The organism is Rugamonas sp. GW822-FHT03B10 (genome assembly GCF_058801745.1).
In genome coordinates this window covers 201,031-220,007 of sequence record NZ_JBXANP010000006.1, presented here as the reverse complement: position 1 = coordinate 220,007, position 18,977 = coordinate 201,031, and the positions used below count along the sequence as shown (strand labels likewise).

The window sequence follows — 18,977 nt, the reverse complement described above, 5'->3', positions numbered from 1 at the left end:
CTTATGATTGGCAAGTGTCGTGTTTTAAGGGCGAGACACATTAGAACGGCGGCTCTATCGCATTAGAATCACGTCTCTAGTTTTGCTGTCTAAAATGAAATTATGTAAATCCGAATCAATGAAAAACAAACAGGAGCGCACCATGGTAAAGAAACTGAAGACTCTGGCAAAAGACGACGATAAACAACTGGCCAACGCCGTGCGTAATTCGGCCCAGCAAATCTGGCAGGCCGGCCTGGGCGCGTTCGCCAAGGCGCAGGAGGAAGGTGGCCGTGTGTTCGCCAAGCTGGTCAAGGAAGGCACCGAGTTGCAGAAACGCACCCGCAGCCTGGCCGAGGAAAAAGTCTCGGACGTGCGCGACACCGTCAGCGGCCTGGCCGATGGCATGGGCAAGCAGGCGGCCGGTTCGTGGGACAAGCTGGAGCAGGTGTTCGAAGAGCGCGTGGCCCGCGCCCTGAGCTCGATCGGCGTGCCCACCCACAAGGACGTGCAGACGCTGAGCAAGCGCGTGGAACAACTGAGCAAGGCCGTTGAGCAGCTGACTGGCAAGAAACTGCCAGCCGCCAAGGCCGAGCCGAAAGCGGCCGCCGCCAAGAAGCCTGCCGCCAAAGCCACCACCAAAGCCGCCGCCAAGCCAGCCGCCAAAGCCGCCGCCAAGCCGGCTGCCAAAGCTGCACCGAAAGCGGCCGCCAAGCCAGCCGTCAAGGCCGCGGCGAAGCCAGCGGCCAAAGCTGCGGCCAAGCCTGCCGCCAAGGCCGCCGCCAAACCGGCCGCGAAAGCCAAGCCAGCCGCCAAACCCGCCGCCAAGGCCGCCATCAGCTTCCCGACCGTCGCTTCCGTGAAAGCGGCGGCCGAGGCGAAGAAGCCGGCCGTTGCCGTCAACGCCGCTGCCACGACGGAAACGCCGGCAGCCTGAGCGAGCGATCGCGGCGCCGATTCCCCTCGGTCCTCACCCCGGCCTGTGCACGGGCCGGGTCCGGGGGGAACGCAGCGTGAGTAATATCTGGGCTTGTGCGGCGCGCAGGCCTTTTTTTTGTACAGTATCGTCCTCACTGTTGTGGCATGGAAACACGCCACCAGCACGTATTGCCGGTAACACCTGAAGAGCTGTAGTACTGCCATGCCCAAGATTGCCGCTTCACCCAGCAAGTCCGCCCGCCGCGCTGGCGCCACCGCGCCGCGCCGGGCGTCCCGCGCGACGCCGTCCAAGCCCCGTATCGGCCTGGCGCTGGCCGGCGGCGGGCCATTGGCCGCCGTGTATGAAATCGGCGCGCTGGCCGCGCTGGAGGAGGCGGTCGAGGGGCTGGACCTGAACGACGCGAAAATCTATGTGGGCGTGAGCGCGGGCGGCATCATCGCCGCCGGCCTGGCCAATGGCGTCACGCCGCACCAGATGTGCCGGCTGTTCATCGAAAGCGATGTGGAGGCGATGGACGGCGCCATCCTGTTCAAGCCGGAGACGCTGCTGCGCCCGGCCCTGAAGGAATTCGGCAAGCGCGTCAGCGCCGCGCCCGGCCTGTTCGCCGACGCGCTGTTCCATTACGTGAGCCGGCGCGGCACGCTGGCCGCGTCGTTCGAGCGCATGAAGGAATTGCTGCCGGCCGGCTTCTTCTCGGGCGACGCCATCGGCGATTTCCTGTCCGCCACGTTCTCCCAGGCCGGCCGCAGCAACGACTTCCGCAAACTGCGCCGCAAGCTCGTGATCGTGGCCACCGACCTCGACACGGGCAAGGCCGTGCGCTTCGGCACGCCGGGCTGGGACAAGACGCCGATCTCGGTGGCCGTGCAAGCCAGCTCGGCCGTGCCCGGCCTGTTCCCGCCGGTGGAGGTCGATGGCCACCATTTCGTCGACGGCGCCCTGCGCAAGACCATGCACGCCTCGATCGCGCTGGAGGAGGGCGTCGACCTGTTGCTGTGCGTGAATCCCATCGTGCCGTACAACGCGCGCTTCCAGGCCGGCGCGCGCAAGCTGGCCAACGGCGGCTTGCTCGACGTGCTGTCGCAGACGCTGCGCTCGATCCTGCATTCGCGGCTGGAAACGGGGCTGGCCAGCTACCAGATCAGCCATCCCGAGGTCGACATCGTGTTGTTCCAGCCCAGCGAGGATGACGCGGAGTTGTTCTTCACCAACATCTTCAGCTACAACAACCGGCGCCGGATGTGCGAGCAGGCCTATCAGAACACCCGCATGATGCTGTGGGAACAGCGCGAACAGCTGGCGCCCAAGCTGGCGCGCCACGGCATGCGCCTCAAGTTGTCCGTGCTCAGCGACACCAGCCTGACCCTGGTGAGCCAGAAGCCGGCCCGCAAGGCCACCACGCGGCTGGACAATGTGCTCAATGACCTCGAACGGTATTTAAAAGTAGTCCATGGCCATCCAACGCACGGCAGTTTCTAAACTGGCAGCTTCGGTGTTATGCTTGCAGGAGAATAAAGAGAGATCGCCTGCTATGCTACAAAAAGCTCCCCGCCGCACCCGAGAACGCATTCTGGAATTATCCCTGCGCTTATTTAACGAATTTGGCGAGCCGAATATCACGACCACCGTGATAGCCGAGGAGATGAATATCTCGCCAGGGAATCTGTACTACCACTTCCGCAACAAGGACGACATCGTCAATTCGATCTTCTCGCAATTCGAGGCGGAGATCGAACGCATCCTGACCGTGCCCGACGGCCGCCGCTCGAATATCGAGGACGTGTGGCTGTATTTGCACCTGATGTTCGAATTGATCTGGCGTTACCGCTTCTTTTACCGCGACCTGAACGACCTGTTGTCGCGCAACCGCAAGCTGGAACTGCATTTCAAGCAAATCCTGGCGCACAAGATCAAGGTCGCCAAGCAGCTGTGCGAGGACTTGCGCACCGAGCAGTCGATGGAGGCCAGCGACGTGGCCATCGACGCCATGGCCACCAATATGGTGGTGGTGGCCACCTATTGGCTGTCGTACGAATATGTGCGCAACCCGCGCAAATACACGGAGCAGCAATCGATGGCGGACGCGCTGGCGCGCGGCTGCTACCAGGTGCTGTCGCAGATCGGCCCCTACCTGCGCGGTGAAACCAGCGTGCTGTTCCAGAAATTGTCTGAAGAATATTTGAAGAAGTTGAAATAAAAAATCCAAATCACCCTCGGAGAAAACTATGGCATGGAGTAAATTCCCGCATCCTGACGATGCTTATGTGTACACGGCGGCCAGCCTGAAAAAGAACTGGGCCCGTTTGCACGTGGGCGATGCGGAACCGTTCCCGAAGGACGCGCGCCTGGTCGAGGCGTGGATCGCCTTCCATGCCGGCGATTTCGAGCGCGCCACCCATATCGGGCTGGACGTGGGTGTGGACGGTTACTCGGTGGCGCACAAGGCCACCTGCATGTACGCCACCTACCTGGAAAAGAGCGAGAAGAAAAAGATCGCCACCTTCGAGGAAGTGGCCGAGCGCTGCGAGCGCCAGCAGCAGGAGCAGCCCGACAACGCGGCCGGCTACTACTGGCACGCCTACGCGCTGGGCCGCTATGCCCAGGGCATCTCGGTGGTCAAGGCGCTGGCCCAGGGCGTGGGCGCCAAGGTCAAGCACAGCCTGGACATGACGCTCAAGCTGGCCCCCAAGCACGCCGACGCCCACATCGCCATGGGCGCCTACCACAGCGAGATCATCGACAAGGTGGGCGCCATGATCGGCGGCCTGACCTACGGCGTGAAGAAGGAAGAGGGCTACAAGCACTTCAAGAAGGCGCTCGAACTCAATCCCGACTCGGCCATCGCCCGCATCGAGTACGCGAACGCGCTCGTCATGCTCGACGGCAAAAAGAAGATGGATGAAGCCGTCGGCCTGTACGAGGCGGCGGCCGGCTGCGAACCGCGCGATGCGATGGAGCGGCTGGACGTGGAACTGGCGAAAGCGGAACTTGAGGATTAAGCGGCTGTGACAAAAGCGATCTGTGTGTACTGCGGCGCCAACCCCGGCGCCAGTCCCCGTTATGCGGAGGCCGCCCGCGCCCTGGGCCGCGCGCTGGTCGAGGACAATATCGCGCTGGTGTACGGCGGCGGCAATGTGGGCCTGATGGGCATCATCGCCGACGAGGTGCTGCGCCTGGGCGGCGACGTGACCGGCGTGATCCCGAACGCGTTGATGGAGCGCGAGGTGGGCCACATGGGCTTGACGCGCCAGTTCATCGTCAAGGACATGCACGAACGCAAGGCCATGATGGCCAAGCTGGCCGACGGCTTCATCGCCATGCCCGGCGGCATGGGCACGCTGGAGGAGTTGTTCGAGATGTTGACGTGGTCGCAGCTGGGCATCCATGCCAAGCCGGTCGGCCTGCTCAACGTCGATGGTTTCTACGATGGTCTGATGGGCTTCATCGGCCACGCCAGCGGCGAGGGCTTCATCCGCCCGCAGCACGCGGCCCTGATGATGGTGGAGTCCGATCCGCGAGCGCTGGTGCAACGCCTGCGGGCGCCGGCGGCCTGATCCCCGGGAGCGGCGCCCGTGTCGTGTCCGGCCTGACGCCGCCAAGCCGGCTGCGCGCGGCGCTGCCCTTGCGGCCGGATCGCGTGTAGACTGGTGTCATCGTGGTCAGCGCGAGCGGCGCTGTTGTCGCCGTCCGCCGTCCACCCACCGGCGAGGGAGCAGCGCGCAGACATGGATATCGCCGTAAAATGCAGTGTCCGCGATGCCGCGCGCCACGACTGCCCGTCGGTGCTCGTCATCGACGATGATCCCTTCATTCGCCAGCTGGCGCGCTGCCACCTGGAGCAGCTGGGCATGCAGGTCGCCGAGGCGGTGGACGGGCCCGCTGGACTGGCCGCGCTCGGCCAGCTGACGCCGGACTTGATCCTGCTCGACGTCATGATGCCGGACATGGATGGTTACGAGGTGTGCCGCCGGGTGCGCAGCCTGCCCGGGGGCGCCCTGTGCTCCATCGTCGTGCTGACGGCGCTGGATGACGTGGACGCCGTCAACCAGGCCTACGAGGCGGGCGCCACCGATTTCATCAGCAAGCCCATCAATTGGACGCTGTTGCAGCACCGCGTGCGTTTCATCCTCAAGTCGGCAAGTTTGCTGCTATCGGTGGCCAAGCGCGACGCCCAGCTGGCGCACGCCCAGCGCCTGTCGGCCGTGGGCAGCTGGGAATGGCGACTCGACACCGGCCGCGTGGTCTGGTCGGACGAAATGTATCGTCTTTGCGGCGGCCGGGCGGCCATCTCCGCGCCCGGCTACCGGGCCTTTCTGCCGCTGGTCCATCCCGACGACCGCGCGCGCGTGGCGCAGGCCGTGCAGGCCGCGCTGGCGAACCGCGAGCCGTACGACCTGGAACACCGGCTGTTGCTGCCCGATGGCTGCGAGCGCATCGTACAGAGCAAGGCCGACATCGTGTTCGGCGAGCACGGCCTGGCCGTGGCCATGAGCGGCACCATGCAGGACATCACCCAGCGCCGTCAGGCCGAGCAGCGCATCGCTTACCTGGCCAATTACGATGCGCTGACCGACCTGCCCAACCGCAACCTGTTGGAGGACCGGCTGGCCCAGGCGCGGGCGCTGGCGCGGCGCCGCAGCCAGCCGCTGGCCGTGATGTGCCTGGACCTGGACGGCTTCAAGTTCGTCAACGACAGTTACGGCCACGCTGTCGGCGACCTGTTGCTGCAGGCCGTGGCGCGCCGCCTGCGCTCGGCCGTGCGCGCCAGCGACACGGTGGCGCGGCTGGGCGGCGACGAGTTCGTGCTGGTCCTGCCGGGCTTGACCGATGGTGGCGAGGCGACAGCCATGGCCCAAAAGTTGCTGGATTTGTTAGGCCAGCCGTTCCTGTTGGGCGCCCATGAATTGCGGGTCTCGGTCAGCATCGGCATTTGCCTGGCCCCCGATGGCGATGGCGACGGCCTGCTCAAGAGCGCCGACGTGGCCATGTATGCGGCCAAGGAGGGGGGGCGCAACGGCTACCGTTATTACGCGCGCGAAATGAGCCAGCGGGTCGAGCAGCGCGTGGTGCTCGAACTCGCTTTACGGGTGGCCGTCGAGCGCTGCCAGTTCGAGGTCTATTACCAGCCCAAGATCGACCTGCGCAGCGGCCGGGTGATGGGGGTGGAGGCGCTGCTGCGCTGGAACCGGCCCGGGCATGGCATGGTGCTGCCGGACCGCTTCATCGGGCTGGCCGAGGAGACGCGCCTGATCGTGCCGATCGGTGAATGGGTGCTGCGTTGCGCCTGCCGGCAGGCGCGCGCCTGGCAGGCCATGGGGCATGAGGACGTGTCGGTGGCCGTCAACCTGTCGGCGCGCCAGTTCGACGGGCGCAACCTGCCGTTGCTGCTGCAACAGGTGTTGGCCGACACTGGGTTGGCGCCGCGTCTGCTGGAGGTGGAACTGACCGAGAGCGTGCTGATGAGCGACAGCGACACCATGCTGACAGCCCTGCGCGAGATCAAGGCCTTGGGCGTGCGGTTGACGCTAGACGATTTCGGCACCGGCTATTCCAGCCTGGCCTACCTGAAACGCTTCCCCATCGACGTGCTCAAGATCGACCGTAGCTTCGTGCGCAACGTGACCACGGACGCGGACGACGCGGCGCTGGCCCGCACCATCATCGTGCTGGCCCAGTTGCTGAAGATGAAGACGGTGGCCGAGGGGGTGGAGACGCCGGGCCAGTTGCAATTTCTGGCCGGGCTGTCATGCGACATGGTGCAGGGCTATTATTTCAGCCCGCCCGTCGACGCGGCGGCGCTGACGGCGCTGCTGGGCACGCCGTCCCTGCTGCCGTCGTTGCCGCCACGGGCGCGCGAACACACCTTGCTGCTGCTCGACGACGAGCCGAGCGTGCTGAACGGGCTCACGCGCCTGCTGCGCCGCGATGGTTACCGCATCCTGCGCGCCGGCTCCGCCGGGGAGGCGTTCGAGCTGCTGGCCACCAACGCGGTGCAGGTGGTCGTCAGCGACCAGCGCATGCCGGGCATGACCGGAACGGCCTTCCTCTCCCAGGTCAAACAGCTCTACCCGGACACCATCCGCATCATCCTGTCCGGCTACACGGAACTGAACGCCGTGATGGACGCCGTCAACCAGGGTGCCGTCTATCGTTTCCTGACCAAGCCGTGGGACGACGCTTGCCTGCGCGAACAGTTGCGCGACGCGTTCGCGCTGCACGATCTGATCCAGGGCCGTGCCGACGGCGCCCCGTTGGCGGGGGGCGGCGTGGTGGGCGGCCGTGCCGTGTCCGGGACGGCGCTATGACCACAGCCGCTGGCCGGCCGTGTCGAGCTGGGTCAGGTACAGCCGCAGGTCGAACTCGTACTGGTGGTAGTTCGGCTCCATGTAGGTGCACAGCTTGTAGAACGCCTTGTCGTGCTGTTTTTCCTTCACGTGCGCCAGTTCGTGGACGGCGATCATGCGCAGGAATTCCAGCGGCACTTCCTTGAACACGGTGGCCACGCGGATCTCGTGCTTGGCCTTGAGCTTGCCGCCCTGCACGCGCGAGATCGACGTGTGCAGGCCCAGCGCGTGATTGATCACGTGGATCTTGCTGTCGAATTCCACCTTGTTGATCGGCTCCGCGTTGCGCAAGTGTTCAGTTTTCAATTCCTGCACGTATAGGTACAGCGCCTTGTCGGTGCGGATGTCGTGCGGCTTCGGATAACGCTTGAGCAACACCTCGCCCAGCCGGTTCTGCGCGATCAGTTGCGACACTTGCTGCTGGGTTTGTTCGGAATAAGCGCTGAGGTACTTGAGGGCGGACATGATGAGGGGCACGGGCGGGGGAGGCGGCAATATACCACAGCCGTCCGAAACGCCTGCCCAGTGACAGTCGCGAAAGCTTGTTGCATGGCGGGATAAAACGGCGTATTTTGTTACATGTAACACCAAGGGGGCAATATGGCAGATGTGAATTCGCGCGTCCAAAAACGCCGGGAGGCACTGAGAACGGCCGGGCTGCGTCCGGTGCAGATCTGGGTGCCCGATACGCGGCGGCCGGAATTTGCGGAGGAATGTCGCCGCCAGTCCCGCCTTGCCGCGCAGTCGGACATGGCCGACACGGATGTGCAGAAGTTCCTGGATGAAGCGTTGGCGGACCTGGACGGTTGGGAAGAATGACGCGCGGCGATCTGGTGACGATCGCCATGCAAGGCGACCTCGGCAAACCACGGCCCGCCCTGGTCATTCAAGCCGACCAGTTTAACGAGACTGCCTTTGTGACGGTGCTGCCAGTGTCGAGCACATTAATCGCCGCACCATTGTTGCGCGTGACATTACATCCGAATGCCGCGAATGGTTTGCAGAAGCTATCGCAGGTGATGGTGGATAAGACCATGACGGTGAAGCGGGACAAAGTCGGACCGGTATTTGGACGTATTGATGCCGATGCGTTGGTGGCCGTGGAGCGTTGTCTGGCAGTGTTCCTGGGCATAGCCAAGTAGCCGGAAATATTTGTTGGCCGAAGATTTTTTCACCATGCGTACCCACGTCAATTCCCTGGGCTTGCTGATCCACGGCGATCCCGTCATCCCTTTTGTTTATCCCGACCACATCGACCGCGCCAGCCTCGATGCTTTGCCGTCCCAGCCCGGCATTTACATTTTCCGCGATGACGATGGCGAGGCGCTCTACGTTGGCAAGAGCGTCAACATCCGGCAGCGCGTGCTCAGCCACTTGCGTACGGCCGAGGAAGGCAAGATGCTGCAGTGTAGCCGGCGCGTGGATTTTGAATGTACGGGCGGCGAGATCGGCGCGCTGCTGCGCGAATCGCAACTGATCAAGCAGTTGCAGCCGCCGTTCAACCAGAAACTGCGCGGCGTGCGTGAGATGTGCGCGCTGCGCATGGCGGGCGATCTGCCCGAGGTCGTGTTTTCCAGCGAGATGGATTTCGCGCGCACACCAGGGTTGTACGGCCTGTTCGGCACCCGTGCGGCTGCCATGGAGACGCTGCGCAACGTGGCCGACCAGGCCGGCCTGTGCTGCGCCACGCTGGGGCTGGAAAAAGTGGCGCGGGGCCGGCCGTGCTTCGCGCGGCAACTGCGGCGCTGCGCCGGCGTGTGCGTGGGCGCCGAGAGCGCCCAAGCGCATGGCGCGCGGGTGCGGGCGGCGCTGGAACCCTTGCACATCGCGCCGTGGCCGTTCGCGGGCGCCGTCGGCATCGTCGAGCAAGCGGACGGCGTGCGCCAGGTGCACGTGGTCGACCACTGGTGCTACCTGGGGCCGCGCGGCAAGGGACGGCGCCGCGGCAAGGCGGCGCCGCAATTCGACTTCGACGTTTATCAGATCCTCGTCAGGCCGCTGTCGCAGGGCGGCCTGACGCTCGAGCTACCCTAGCTCGCGCGCCCGCTCGAAGCTGGCGCGGGTGGTGTCCTCGTCGCGGTGGCCGAACGCGTAGTGGGCTTCCAGCCACATGACGTTGATGATGGCGGCCGACAGCGCCAGCCCGAGGCCCAGTATCCAGGTGAAATACCACATGATGTCGTCCTTTCAGTATGCAGTGTGTTCGTTGTCGCGGATGTGTTCGAGCGTGACCTTGCCGCGCACCACGCGGTAGACCCAGGCCGTGTAGCTGAGCACGATGGGCAGCATGATCACCACCACCCAGAACATCACGGCCAGGCTCTTGTGGCTGGCCACGGCGTCCCAGGCCGTCAGGCTGCTGCCCGGCGCCAGCGACGAGGGCAGCACGAACGGGAACATGGCCGCGCCCGCCGTGAGGATGATGGCCGCCACGGTCAGGCCGCTGGCCAGGAAGGCCGCCACGGTCCGACGTAGCAGGCTCAGCACGATGACCAGCACCGCGCCGGCGAAGGCGGCGACGGGGAAGGCGCGCGTGAGCGGCCAGCGGTCGTAGTTGTCCAGCCAGGCGCCGGTGGCCCGCGTCACCGTCTTGGCGATGGGCATGAAGGCGCTGTTGGCATCGGGCATGCTCGCGATGCGGTAGCCTTCGATGCCATGCGCCACCCACAGGCCGCCGGCCGCGAACAGCGCCATCGTCACCACGGCGGCCGCGATGGCCAGCGCGCGCGCGCGGCGCGCGATGGCGCCGTCCGTCTTCTGCTGCAGGAAGGTGGCGCCGTGCATGGCCAGCATGGCCACGCTGAGCACGCCCGCCAGCAGGCCGAAGGGATTGAGCAGCTGGAAGAAGTTGCCCGTGTAGGTCATGCGCATGGTGTTGTCGTATTCGAACGGCACGCCTTGCAGCAGGTTGCCGAAGGCCACGCCGAAGATCAGCGGCGGCACGATGCCGCCCGCGAACAGGCCCCAGTCCCAGGCGTTGCGCCAGCGCGGGTCGGCCAGCTTGCTGCGGTAGTCGAAGCCCACCGGACGGAAGAACAGCGCGAACAGGCACAGCATGAGGGCGATGTAGAAGCCCGAGAACGCGGCCGCGTACAACAGCGGCCAGGCCGCGAACACGGCGCCGCCGGCGGTGATGAACCAGGTCTGGTTGCCTTCCCAGGTGGGGCCGATGGTGTTGATGATGACGCGCCGTTCGCCGTCATCGCGGCCCAGGAAGGGCAGCGACATGCCGACACCGAAGTCGAAGCCGTCCGTCAGCGCGAAGCCCAGCAGCAGCACGCCGACGAAGCACCACCAGATGATCTTGTAGGTTTGATAGTCGAATAACATGGTCGCTCCTTAGTGCGCGGGCGCGTGGCCCGCTGGTGTTGCCTGTTCCCAGTGGTACTGGCCCGTGTGCAGGCTGCTCGGTCCGAGGCGGGCGAACTTGAACATCAATCCCATCTCGATCACCAGCAGCAGCGTGTAGAAGCCGATGAAGCCGGCCAGACTGAAGTACAGGCTGCCCGCCGACAGCGTGGAGGCCGACAGGTGGGTGGGCAGGATGCCGGCGATGGTCCACGGCTGGCGGCCATATTCGGCCACCACCCAGCCCAGCTCGGCGGCTACCCACGGCAGGGGAATGGCGCACACGGCCAGCCGCAACAACCAGCGCTGGGGCGCCAGGCGCTTGCGCACCAGGAAGTAGAAGGACGCGCTGAAAATGAACAGGAACAGCAGGCCCAGCCCCACCATGGCGCGGAACGACCAGAACAACGGCGCCACCTTGGGGATGGTGTCGTTGACGGCCAGCCGGATCTGTTCGTCGGTGGCGTCCGTCACATTGGGCGTGTATTTCTTCAGCAGCAAGCCGTAGCCGAGGTCGGCCTTGACGGCGTCGAACGCGGCGCGCGCGGCCGGCGAGGTGTCGCCGCCCTTGAGCTTCTCCAGCGCCGCGTAGGCCGTCATGCCGCGCCGGATGCGGGCCGCGTGTTCCAGCTTCAGTTGCTTGATGCCGGTCACTTGCTTGTCGGCCGAGCGGGTGGCGATCAGGCCCAGCACGTAGGGGATCTTGACGGCGTAATCGGTGCGTTCGGCCGCGTCGTCGGGCAGGCCGACGAGGGTGATGCCGGCCGGGGCCGGTTCCGTTTCCCATTCCGCCTCGATGGCGGCCAGCTTGACCTTGTTCACTTCGCCGGCCGTGTAACCGGATTCATCACCGAGCACGATCACCGACAGCGACGAGGCCAGGCCGAAGCCGGCCGCGATGGCGAACGAGCGCAGCGCGAACGGGATGTCGCGCGCCTTGAGCAGGTAGAACGCGGAGATGCCGAGCACAAACATGGAGGCGGTCACATAGCCGGCCGCCACCGTGTGCACGAACTTCACCTGCGCCACCGGGTTGAAGATCACGTCGACGATGCTGACCAGCTCCATGCGCATGGTGTCGTAATTGAATTCGGCGCCGACCGGGTAGTTCATCCAGCCGTTGGCGATCAATATCCACAGGGCCGACAGGCTGGAGCCGAACGCGACCAGGAAGGTCACGCCCAGGTGCTGCACCTTGCCCAGCTTGTTCCAGCCGAAGAAGAACAGGCCGACGAAGGTCGATTCGAGGAAGAAGGCCATCATGCCTTCGATGGCCAGCGGGGTGCCGAAGATGTCGCCCACGTAGTGCGCGTAGTAGGCCCAGTTGGTGCCGAACTGGAATTCCAGCGTGATGCCGGTGGTCACGCCCATGGCGAAGTTGATGCCGAACAGTTTGCCCCAGAAGCGGGTCATGTCCTTGTAGATTTCCTTGCCCGTCATGACATAGACGGATTCCATGATGACCAGCAGCCAGGACAGCCCTAGCGTGAGCGGGACGAACAGGAAGTGATACATGGCCGTCGCGGCGAACTGCAGACGCGACAGGCTGACGACATCATCGAGCGGAGTCATTTTTCATCTCGGAAGTTGGGGGGAGGGAATGGATGGCGGCGCGCCTTCCAGCAAGTGCTGCTGGACTTGCGCCGTGGGCATCCGCATGTGTTTCGCTTGCGGGTGGGAAAAGAAGGCGTGCCACAGCCAGAACAGCAGCGCGCCTTTCAGCAGCAGGGCCAGGCCGATGGCGAGCGCCAGCGGCATGCCGCGCAGCCTGGTTGCGGGCGCCGGTTTCACTGCTCGTCCCGGGCGCGGGTGGTGGCCGGCTGGCCGGCGTCGTCCGCGGCCGCCGGGGCGGCGTCGGCGCGGCCGAAGCGGAATTTGTCGCGCACCGATTCGCCCACGTCGAGCAGCTTCTTGACGGTGGAGCCCATCTTCATCAGCGAGGCCAGCGTGTCGGGCGACAGGCGCTGCACGTCGTCGAACCACGCGCTCGACAATTCGATCAGGTCGTACATCTCGCGCATCCGTTGCTGGGCCACGCGGTCGGCGTCCGTGGTCGGCGTTTCCAGCAGCGCGTCGCGCAACATGGACAGCGTCGGTTCCACTTCGCGCCGGCGGCGTTCCTCCAGCAGGGCCTTGAAGATTTCCCACACGTCCTTGGGCGGCTCGAAATATTCGCGCCGGTCGTTCGGCTGGTGCAGCAGTTTGACCAGCCGCCACGATTGCAGTTCCTTCAAGCCCATCGACACGTTGGAGCGCGAGAACGACAGCGATTCGGCGATCTCGTCGGCATTCAGCGGGCGGGCGCTCACGTACAGCAGGGCGTAAATCTGGCCCACGGTGCGGTTGATGCCCCAGCGGCTGCCCATTTCGCCGAAGTGCAGGATGAAGCGTTGCGCCAGCGGAGTGAGTTGATTCATATTACATGCCTTTTTGAATTTTCAGGAATTACTGAAATTATAGAAGGTTTACGCAAAGTGCGTAGTCGACCTAGCTATTTCGATGTAGAGCGGTAAAAATCGTTGCGCTATATAATTCAGTATATTGCGGTTTTCGCCATCGTGGAGAGGGAGGTGTATGTTGCGTAAAGCGAGTGTGGTTGCGGCGTTGCTGCTCGGCGCGGCGGCGGGGACGGCCGGTGCCGCCGACATCACGGTGTCGGCCGCCGCCAGCCTGACCAATGCGTTCAAGGAGATCGCCCAGGCCTACGAACAAGCCCATGTGGGCGATAAAGTGCAACTCAATTTCGGCGGTTCCGATGCGCTGGTGCAGCAGATCGCCAAGGGCGCGCCGGTGGACGTGTTCGCCTCGGCCGACCAGGAGGCGATGGACAAGGCCGAGCACCAGAAATTGCTGCGGCTGGGCAGCCGGGCCAACTTCGCCAGCAACCGCGTGGTGCTGATCGTGCCCGCCAACGGCGGCGCCGACCTGCACGGCCTGGGCGACCTGACGCAGCCGGGCATCAAGCGCGTCACGCTGGGCAACCCGGCCAGCGTGCCCATCGGCCGCTACGCCCGGCACGCGCTGGAGCAGGCGCGGCTGTGGGCGGCGGTGGAGCCGAAGGCCATCTACGCCGCCTCGGTGCGCCAGAGCCTCGACTATGTGGCGCGCGGCGAGGCCGACGCCGGCTTCGTCTACGCCACCGACGTGGCCGTGCAAAAGGACAAGGTGAAAGTGGTGGTCAACGTGCCGACGGAAACGCCGGTCAGCTATCCGATCGCCGCCACGGCCGGCAGCGCGCAACCCGAGGCCGGCGGCCGCTTCCTGGCCTTCGTGCTGACGCCCGTCGGCCAGGCCATCCTGGCCAAATACGGCTTCGGCCGTCCCTGAGCGCGGTTCCGACGCATGGATAACCCGGCCTGGACCGCACTGGCGCTGTCGCTCAAAGTGGCGGGCTGGGCCACGGCCATCGATTTGCTGCTGGGGCTGGCGCTCGGTTATCTGCTGGCGCGCCGCCGTTTCCCCGGCCGCGAGATGCTGGACGCCGTGCTGACCTTGCCGATGGTGATGCCGCCCACCGTGCTCGGCTATTACCTGCTGGTGCTGATCGGGCGCAATGGCTGGCTGGGCGGCTGGCTGCAGCGCAGCTTCGGCATCAACCTGATCTTCACCTGGCAGGCGGCCGTGATCGCGGCCGCCGTGGTGGCGTTCCCGCTGGTGCTCAAGGCGGCCCGCTCCGCGTTCGAAACGGTGGACCGCCAGCTGGAGCAGGCCGCCCACGTGCTCGGCGTGTCGTCGTTCGGCGTGTTCCTGCGCGTGACCATGCCGCTCGCGTGGCGCGGCGTGCTGGCCGGCACCCTGCTGGCGTTCGCCCGTTCGATGGGCGAGTTCGGCGCCACGCTGATGGTGGCCGGCAGCATCCCGGGCAAGACCCAGACCCTGTCGATCGCCGTGTACGAAGCCGTGCAGGCGGGGCAGGACGACAGCGCCAACATGCTGGTGCTGATCACCTCCGTCACCTGCGTCGTGGTGCTGGTGCTGGCCAGCAAATTGACGCCCAAGCGTCCCGTCAACGACTGAACCGCCATGCAGATCCAGGTCGACATCCGTAAAACCCTGCGCTCGGGCGCGCGCACGTTCACGCTGGACGCGCAGTTCGCATCCGACAGCCAGCGCATCGTCATCTACGGCCCGTCGGGCGCCGGCAAGAGCCAGCTGATGAAAGCCGTGGCCGGCCTGATGACGCCCGACGCGGGCCGCATCGCGCTCGACGGCCGCTGCCTGTTCGACCGCGCCGGCGGCGTGGACCTGGCCCCGCAGCGGCGCCAGGTCGGCTACCTGTTCCAGGATTACGCGCTGTTCCCCCATCTGAACGTGCGGCAGAACATCGCGTTCGGCCTGGCGCGCGGCTGGTTCAATCCGCGCGCCCGGGCCGATGACGCGGCCGTGCGCCATTGGTTGCAGGCGTTCGAACTGGCGCATGTGGCGCACCAGTTTCCGCACGAATTGTCGGGCGGCCAGCGGCAGCGCGTGGCGCTGGCGCGGGCGCTGGTGCCCGATCCGCAGGCGCTGCTGCTGGACGAGCCGTTCGCCGCGCTCGACCCCAGCCTGCGCGCGCGCATGCGGGCCGAGCTGGACGCGCTGCAACGCCGGCTGGCCATCCCCATGATCCTGATCACGCACGATCCCGACGACGCGCGCGCGTTCGGCGACCACATCCTGCGCATGGAGGAGGGCAGGATCGCGCCGGTCTCCACTTTTGAATTCCCGGAGCTGAACAATGGAACACGACAAACCAGCGCCTGACGCCGTGCCGCCGCTGGCCCTGCAGGGCAATGTGTGGATGACGGTGGGCGGCGAGAAGCTCGGCGGGCAGGACCGCGTGGCGCTGCTGGCGGCCATCGCCGAGACCGGCTCCATCACCCGTGCGGCCAAGGCCGTCAAGATGAGCTACAAGGGCGCGTGGGACGCCATCGACGCCATGAACAACCTGGCCGGCGCCACGCTGGTCGAGCGCGTGGCCGGCGGCAAGGGCGGCGGCGGCACGCGGCTGACCGCGCGCGGCGCGCAGCTGGTGGCCAACTTCCGCCAGATCGCGGCCGAGCACGAGAAATTCATTGCCCACCTGAGCAGCCAGTCCCATGGCCTGGCGGACGACTTTTTACTGATCAGGAAGATGCAAATGCAAACGAGCGCACGCAACCAATTCAGCGGCACCGTGGTGGCCGTGCAGCGCGGCGCCGTCAACGATAAGGTGGAACTGGAAATCATGGGCGGCCAGCGCGTGGTGGCCACCATCACGCGCGACAGCAGCGACAGCCTGGGCGTGCAGGCCGGCGCGACCGCGTTCGCGCTGGTCAAGGCGTCGTCCGTGATCGTCGTGACGGAGGCGGCCGGCGCGCGCTTCTCGGCCCGCAACCAGTTGACGGGCACGGTGGCGCGGCTGCAGCCGGGCGCCGTCAACACCGACGTCAGCATCGCGCTGCCGGGCGGGGGCACCATCGCCGCCATCATCACACGCGACAGCGCCGAAGCGCTGGGCCTGGCCGTCGGCGCGCCCGCCACGGCCATCTTCAAAGCCTCCAGCGTCATCCTCGGCACGGCCGCCTAACACCAAAAACCGGGGTCAGGTCATGCCATCACGCATCTTGCGTGATGGCATGACCTGACCCCGGTTTTTTCAGACCTGGCCCCACGGCAGGAACTTGGCGGGCGTGGTGCCGAGGATGCGGCGGAACAGGGCGATGAAGCTGCTGACGCTGTCGTAGCCGAGGTTCATCGCCACCGTCGTCACCGATTCGCCCGCCGTCAGCAGTTCCATGCCTTTCTGCAGGCGCGCGATCTGGCGCCATTCCACCAATGACATGCCGGTTTCCGCGCGGAAGTGGCGCGTCACGCTGCGCCGCGATAATCCTATCCGCTCCGCCCAGCCGTCGAGATCGGTCTCGTCGGCCGGGTTCTCGGCGATGCTGGTCGCCATGGCCAGCAGCCGCGGATGGCGCGGCATGATCAGGCGCAGCGGGTCCGGTTCGGCGCGGCTGATCTCGTCGAGGAAGACCATCATCAGCCGGTGCTCGGCCGCGTCGGCCGGCGTGCCGCGCGGCCAGCCACGCATGCGCTCGAAGAGCGCGCTGGCCACCGGCGACAGGCGCAACACCTGCGGCTGCGCCGGCAGCGCGTCGCACAGCGATGGCGCCAGGTGCAATGTGTAGCCGGCCAGGCCGGGCCGCAGCTTGCTGCCGTGGACGCTGGCGCCGTGCGCCATCTGCGGCGGCACCCAGCCCAACCGGCCGGGCGGCAGCACGGTGCGGTTGCCGCCCGCTTCCAGCACGATCAGGCCTTGCAGGGCGATGAACATCTGGCCTTCCGGATGACGGTGGACGTGTTTGCCGCTTTCCGTCCCGGACAGGCCGGCGTGGGTGGGACTGAGCAGCATGGGGAAGTCGGCCGACAGCCGGCGTTCTTCAAAGGGAGGAGGGTGCAAATGCATATTGTGGCCCGATCGCGTTATCTCTTGTCTGGCGCCAGTTAGCCGGACGACGGCGCTGCTGGCATGCTAGGACTTTCATTTATAGCAAGGATTTAACATGACTGCAATCGATACCGAAGAGGTGCTGGCCCTGTTGCGGACCGTGGGAGCATCCTTGTGTGACACGTTCTGGCAATTGGAGCCGGTGGTGGAGCTGGATGAGATGGCGGCCGCCTTCCAGCGCATCGACGGCGAGGCGGCCACCGCGCTGCGCTGCGGTCTGGCCGAGCTGTATCCGCGCATCGGCTGGATGGAGGGGGAGTTCGAGGGCGCCGCCGGCGATGACGAGGAAGCCATCGCCTTGCTGGCGCGCGGCGAGTACTGGATCTGCGATGCGATCGACGGCGCGGCCCAGTTCCTGCGCGCGATGCCGAACTGGGCCATGTCACTGACGCTGGTGCGCGAGGGCGTGCCCGTGTTCGTGGCCGTGTTCGACGCGGCCCATGACGAGATGTTCCATGCCGTGTGGGGCGGCGGCGCGTGGTGCAACGGCGAGCCGGTGCGCGTGAGCGGGCGCGAGAGCCATTACAACGGCGTGGTGGCCACCAACCAGCCGCCGTTCGCCGTCAAGCAGCCGCGCGCCGTGGGCCGCGCCGGCCGCGCGCTGAGCGCCATGCTGCCCGACGTGGCGGCCGTGCGCAACCTCGGTTCCACGGCGCTGCAGCTGGCCTACGTGGCCTGCGGCCGCCTCGACGCGTTCTGGGAATTCGGCGAGGATGGCTTCAACTGCATGGGGCCGGCCCTGCTGGTGCGCGAGGCGGGCGGCATGGTGAGCCAGGTCGATGGCGCGCCTTACCACTTGCTGTCGGCCGACATCGCGGCCGGGCCGCCGCGCGCGCACGCGTCCATGCTGCTGCGCTTGCAGGAGGTGCTGGCCTAGACGACGGCGCTCAGCTGTCGTCCTCCTTGCCGCCCTGGCGGGCGCCGCTCTGCTCCTGCTGCTGCGAGCTGGCGGCGGCGCGCGCCTTGCCGTTCTGGCGCGCCGCCAGTTGCCGGTTCTCGCCGCCCTTGCGGCCGATCTCCGCCATGTGTTCGCGGTCGCGGCTGACGGCCTCGCCGCCTTTCTGGCCGGCGCGGCGCGCCTCCTCCGAATCGAATTCGTGCGCCGTGCCTTTCTGGTGCGCGGCCTGGCCGCCCTTGCTGGCGATTTCGCGCTGCTGCGCTTCGCTCATGGCGGCGAAGCCGCGTTTGGCCGTGCCTTTCGTCGTGCCGCCTTTGCCCTGATCGTTACCGTGATTGCTGGCCATATCGACCTCCTTAGTCATGGGAAATGATTGTTTATCGCAGGGCGGCACGCCATGTCGCCGGCGGGGCGGACAAGCCCGGACTGCCCTGCGTGGTTAGAGACGGGCCGCCGGTGGAAGTTCCATGCGGCGCGCCGCGTCGTTCAGTGCGGCAGTTGGCCCGTGTGCTCGTCCGCGTGGCCGTCGCCGCCTTGGATGCCGGCCCGCATGTGCTCGGCCGCCTGCTGCTGGCGTTCGGTGGCCTTGCCCACTTCCTCCGACGCGCGGCGCATGGTGTCCTCGGCCACGGCCGTGGCCGAGCGGCTCAGCTTGGGCAGATGGGTTTCCGTGGCCCGCGCCAGCTCGTCGCATGCCTGGGCCATGGTGTCGGCCAGCTTGCGCTGGTAGTCGCGCAGCGCGCCGTTGACGGGGTTGAATTTGCTGCCCAGCGCCGCGCCCAGTTCGGCCGCGTTGCCGCCGGCCAGCGTGCGCTGGCCGATCTGACCGAGGTCGGCCAGCATGCCGCGTGCCAGTTGCAGGTTCAGGGCGCCGATCTTGTGCAGCGTGTCGAGCAGGTGCTGGCTGACGTCGGTGGAATAGGTGATCAGGGCGTCGCAATGCGCGCGTAACGCGGGGGTGATGAGTGGTTCCATGGCGTATCCTCAAGCTGGCGGTTG

The 18,977-nt window shown here is 66.1% G+C and carries 23 protein-coding genes; 14 read left to right on the top strand and 9 right to left on the bottom strand.

The features are described 5' to 3' along the window. Window positions 1-142 precede the first annotated feature (142 nt). The 6 genes from AC1RQG_RS12515 to AC1RQG_RS12490 all read left to right on the top strand — a co-directional run bounded on the left by AC1RQG_RS12515 (window position 143) and on the right by AC1RQG_RS12490 (window position 7,224). Window positions 143-916, top strand: coding sequence for a phasin family protein (locus AC1RQG_RS12515; RefSeq protein WP_493131740.1), 774 nt, complete (start codon window positions 143-145; stop codon window positions 914-916). 204 nt (window positions 917-1,120) lie between these two features. Continuing rightward, on the top strand, window positions 1,121-2,398 hold the full coding sequence (locus AC1RQG_RS12510) for a patatin-like phospholipase family protein (protein WP_493131739.1): 1,278 nt from the start codon (window positions 1,121-1,123) through the stop codon (window positions 2,396-2,398). A 52-nt stretch (window positions 2,399-2,450) separates the two neighbouring features. Then, entirely contained in the window at window positions 2,451-3,116 is a 666-nt protein-coding gene (locus tag AC1RQG_RS12505; RefSeq protein WP_182218424.1) for a TetR/AcrR family transcriptional regulator, read from the top strand. A gap of 28 nt (window positions 3,117-3,144) precedes the next feature. Beyond that, window positions 3,145-3,918 carry a hypothetical protein gene (locus AC1RQG_RS12500; protein ID WP_493131737.1) on the top strand — a complete coding sequence of 258 codons (774 nt, stop codon included), beginning with the start codon at window positions 3,145-3,147 and terminating at the stop codon, window positions 3,916-3,918. Window positions 3,919-3,924: 6 nt separating this feature from the next. Next, window positions 3,925-4,473, top strand: a complete 549-nt coding sequence (locus AC1RQG_RS12495; protein WP_493131735.1) for an LOG family protein — start codon at window positions 3,925-3,927, stop codon at window positions 4,471-4,473. 171 nt (window positions 4,474-4,644) lie between these two features. Continuing rightward, the gene (locus AC1RQG_RS12490) at window positions 4,645-7,224 is read left to right on the top strand and encodes an EAL domain-containing protein (RefSeq protein ID WP_493131733.1); all 2,580 of its coding nucleotides are present in this window, start codon (window positions 4,645-4,647) and stop codon (window positions 7,222-7,224) included. On the opposite strand, the gene AC1RQG_RS12485 is transcribed toward AC1RQG_RS12490, so the two are convergent. Beyond that, complete coding sequence (locus tag AC1RQG_RS12485) at window positions 7,219-7,728, bottom strand: YgjP-like metallopeptidase domain-containing protein (protein ID WP_493131731.1); 510 nt, start codon at window positions 7,726-7,728, stop codon at window positions 7,219-7,221. The two genes, AC1RQG_RS12490 and AC1RQG_RS12485, sit on opposite strands and share 6 nt — an antisense overlap. Before the next feature lie 135 nt (window positions 7,729-7,863). Here AC1RQG_RS12485 and AC1RQG_RS12480 point away from each other — a divergent pair, with 135 nt between their 5' ends. The 3 genes from AC1RQG_RS12480 to AC1RQG_RS12470 are packed head-to-tail and all read left to right on the top strand — an operon-like array spanning window position 7,864 to window position 9,297. Then, window positions 7,864-8,082, top strand: a complete 219-nt coding sequence (locus AC1RQG_RS12480; RefSeq protein WP_493131729.1) for an antitoxin MazE family protein — start codon at window positions 7,864-7,866, stop codon at window positions 8,080-8,082. A 14-nt stretch (window positions 8,083-8,096) separates the two neighbouring features. Further along, on the top strand, window positions 8,097-8,405 hold the full coding sequence (locus tag AC1RQG_RS12475; RefSeq protein WP_493131728.1) for a type II toxin-antitoxin system PemK/MazF family toxin: 309 nt from the start codon (window positions 8,097-8,099) through the stop codon (window positions 8,403-8,405). Window positions 8,406-8,439: 34 nt separating this feature from the next. Next, window positions 8,440-9,297, top strand: coding sequence for a GIY-YIG nuclease family protein (locus tag AC1RQG_RS12470; protein ID WP_493131726.1), 858 nt, complete (start codon window positions 8,440-8,442; stop codon window positions 9,295-9,297). Here AC1RQG_RS12470 and cydX read toward each other — a convergent pair. From cydX to AC1RQG_RS12445, 5 genes are read right to left on the bottom strand one after another with little or no spacing between them, the layout of a single operon-like run. Then, complete coding sequence (cydX, locus tag AC1RQG_RS12465; RefSeq protein ID WP_493131724.1) at window positions 9,289-9,438, bottom strand: cytochrome bd-I oxidase subunit CydX; 150 nt, start codon at window positions 9,436-9,438, stop codon at window positions 9,289-9,291. The genes AC1RQG_RS12470 and cydX overlap by 9 nt on opposite strands. Window positions 9,439-9,450: 12 nt before the next feature. Continuing rightward, window positions 9,451-10,593: a cytochrome d ubiquinol oxidase subunit II gene (gene cydB / locus AC1RQG_RS12460; protein WP_493131722.1), complete on the bottom strand. Its 1,143-nt coding sequence runs from the start codon at window positions 10,591-10,593 to the stop codon at window positions 9,451-9,453. A gap of 9 nt (window positions 10,594-10,602) precedes the next feature. Further along, on the bottom strand, window positions 10,603-12,183 hold the full coding sequence (locus tag AC1RQG_RS12455; protein WP_493131720.1) for a cytochrome ubiquinol oxidase subunit I: 1,581 nt from the start codon (window positions 12,181-12,183) through the stop codon (window positions 10,603-10,605). Between the two features lie 3 nt (window positions 12,184-12,186). Beyond that, window positions 12,187-12,402, bottom strand: a complete 216-nt coding sequence (gene cydP, locus AC1RQG_RS12450) for a cytochrome oxidase putative small subunit CydP (RefSeq protein ID WP_493131718.1) — start codon at window positions 12,400-12,402, stop codon at window positions 12,187-12,189. Then, window positions 12,399-13,028, bottom strand: coding sequence for a GbsR/MarR family transcriptional regulator (locus AC1RQG_RS12445; RefSeq protein WP_493131716.1), 630 nt, complete (start codon window positions 13,026-13,028; stop codon window positions 12,399-12,401). The genes cydP and AC1RQG_RS12445 overlap by 4 nt, the downstream gene beginning before the upstream one ends. Before the next feature lie 157 nt (window positions 13,029-13,185). Between AC1RQG_RS12445 and modA the strand changes: the two genes are divergently transcribed. The 4 genes from modA to AC1RQG_RS12425 are packed head-to-tail and all read left to right on the top strand — an operon-like array spanning window position 13,186 to window position 16,159. Beyond that, window positions 13,186-13,938, top strand: coding sequence for a molybdate ABC transporter substrate-binding protein (gene modA, locus AC1RQG_RS12440; protein ID WP_493131714.1), 753 nt, complete (start codon window positions 13,186-13,188; stop codon window positions 13,936-13,938). A 15-nt stretch (window positions 13,939-13,953) separates the two neighbouring features. Next, entirely contained in the window at window positions 13,954-14,628 is a 675-nt protein-coding gene (gene modB, locus AC1RQG_RS12435) for a molybdate ABC transporter permease subunit (RefSeq protein WP_493131712.1), read from the top strand. 6 nt (window positions 14,629-14,634) lie between these two features. Next, window positions 14,635-15,354, top strand: coding sequence for an ABC transporter ATP-binding protein (locus AC1RQG_RS12430; RefSeq protein ID WP_493131710.1), 720 nt, complete (start codon window positions 14,635-14,637; stop codon window positions 15,352-15,354). Beyond that, window positions 15,329-16,159 (top strand): TOBE domain-containing protein, encoded by an 831-nt coding sequence (locus AC1RQG_RS12425; RefSeq protein WP_493131708.1) that lies wholly within the window; start codon window positions 15,329-15,331, stop codon window positions 16,157-16,159. The genes AC1RQG_RS12430 and AC1RQG_RS12425 overlap by 26 nt, the downstream gene beginning before the upstream one ends. Window positions 16,160-16,228: 69 nt before the next feature. Here AC1RQG_RS12425 and AC1RQG_RS12420 read toward each other — a convergent pair whose 3' ends face one another. Then, window positions 16,229-17,038 carry a helix-turn-helix transcriptional regulator gene (locus tag AC1RQG_RS12420; protein ID WP_493131706.1) on the bottom strand — a complete coding sequence of 270 codons (810 nt, stop codon included), beginning with the start codon at window positions 17,036-17,038 and terminating at the stop codon, window positions 16,229-16,231. 97 nt (window positions 17,039-17,135) lie between these two features. Between AC1RQG_RS12420 and AC1RQG_RS12415 the strand changes: the two genes are divergently transcribed. Next, complete coding sequence (locus tag AC1RQG_RS12415; RefSeq protein ID WP_493131704.1) at window positions 17,136-17,957, top strand: inositol monophosphatase family protein; 822 nt, start codon at window positions 17,136-17,138, stop codon at window positions 17,955-17,957. Between the two features lie 10 nt (window positions 17,958-17,967). Here AC1RQG_RS12415 and AC1RQG_RS12410 read toward each other — a convergent pair whose 3' ends face one another. Together AC1RQG_RS12410 and AC1RQG_RS12405 are read right to left on the bottom strand one after the other, a co-directional pair. Continuing rightward, a complete protein-coding gene (locus AC1RQG_RS12410) occupies window positions 17,968-18,324 on the bottom strand; it encodes a KGG domain-containing protein (RefSeq protein WP_493131702.1) in 357 nt (118 codons plus the stop codon). 140 nt (window positions 18,325-18,464) lie between these two features. Then, window positions 18,465-18,953, bottom strand: a complete 489-nt coding sequence (locus tag AC1RQG_RS12405) for a hypothetical protein (RefSeq protein WP_493131700.1) — start codon at window positions 18,951-18,953, stop codon at window positions 18,465-18,467. Between the last annotated feature and the right edge of the window lie 24 nt (window positions 18,954-18,977).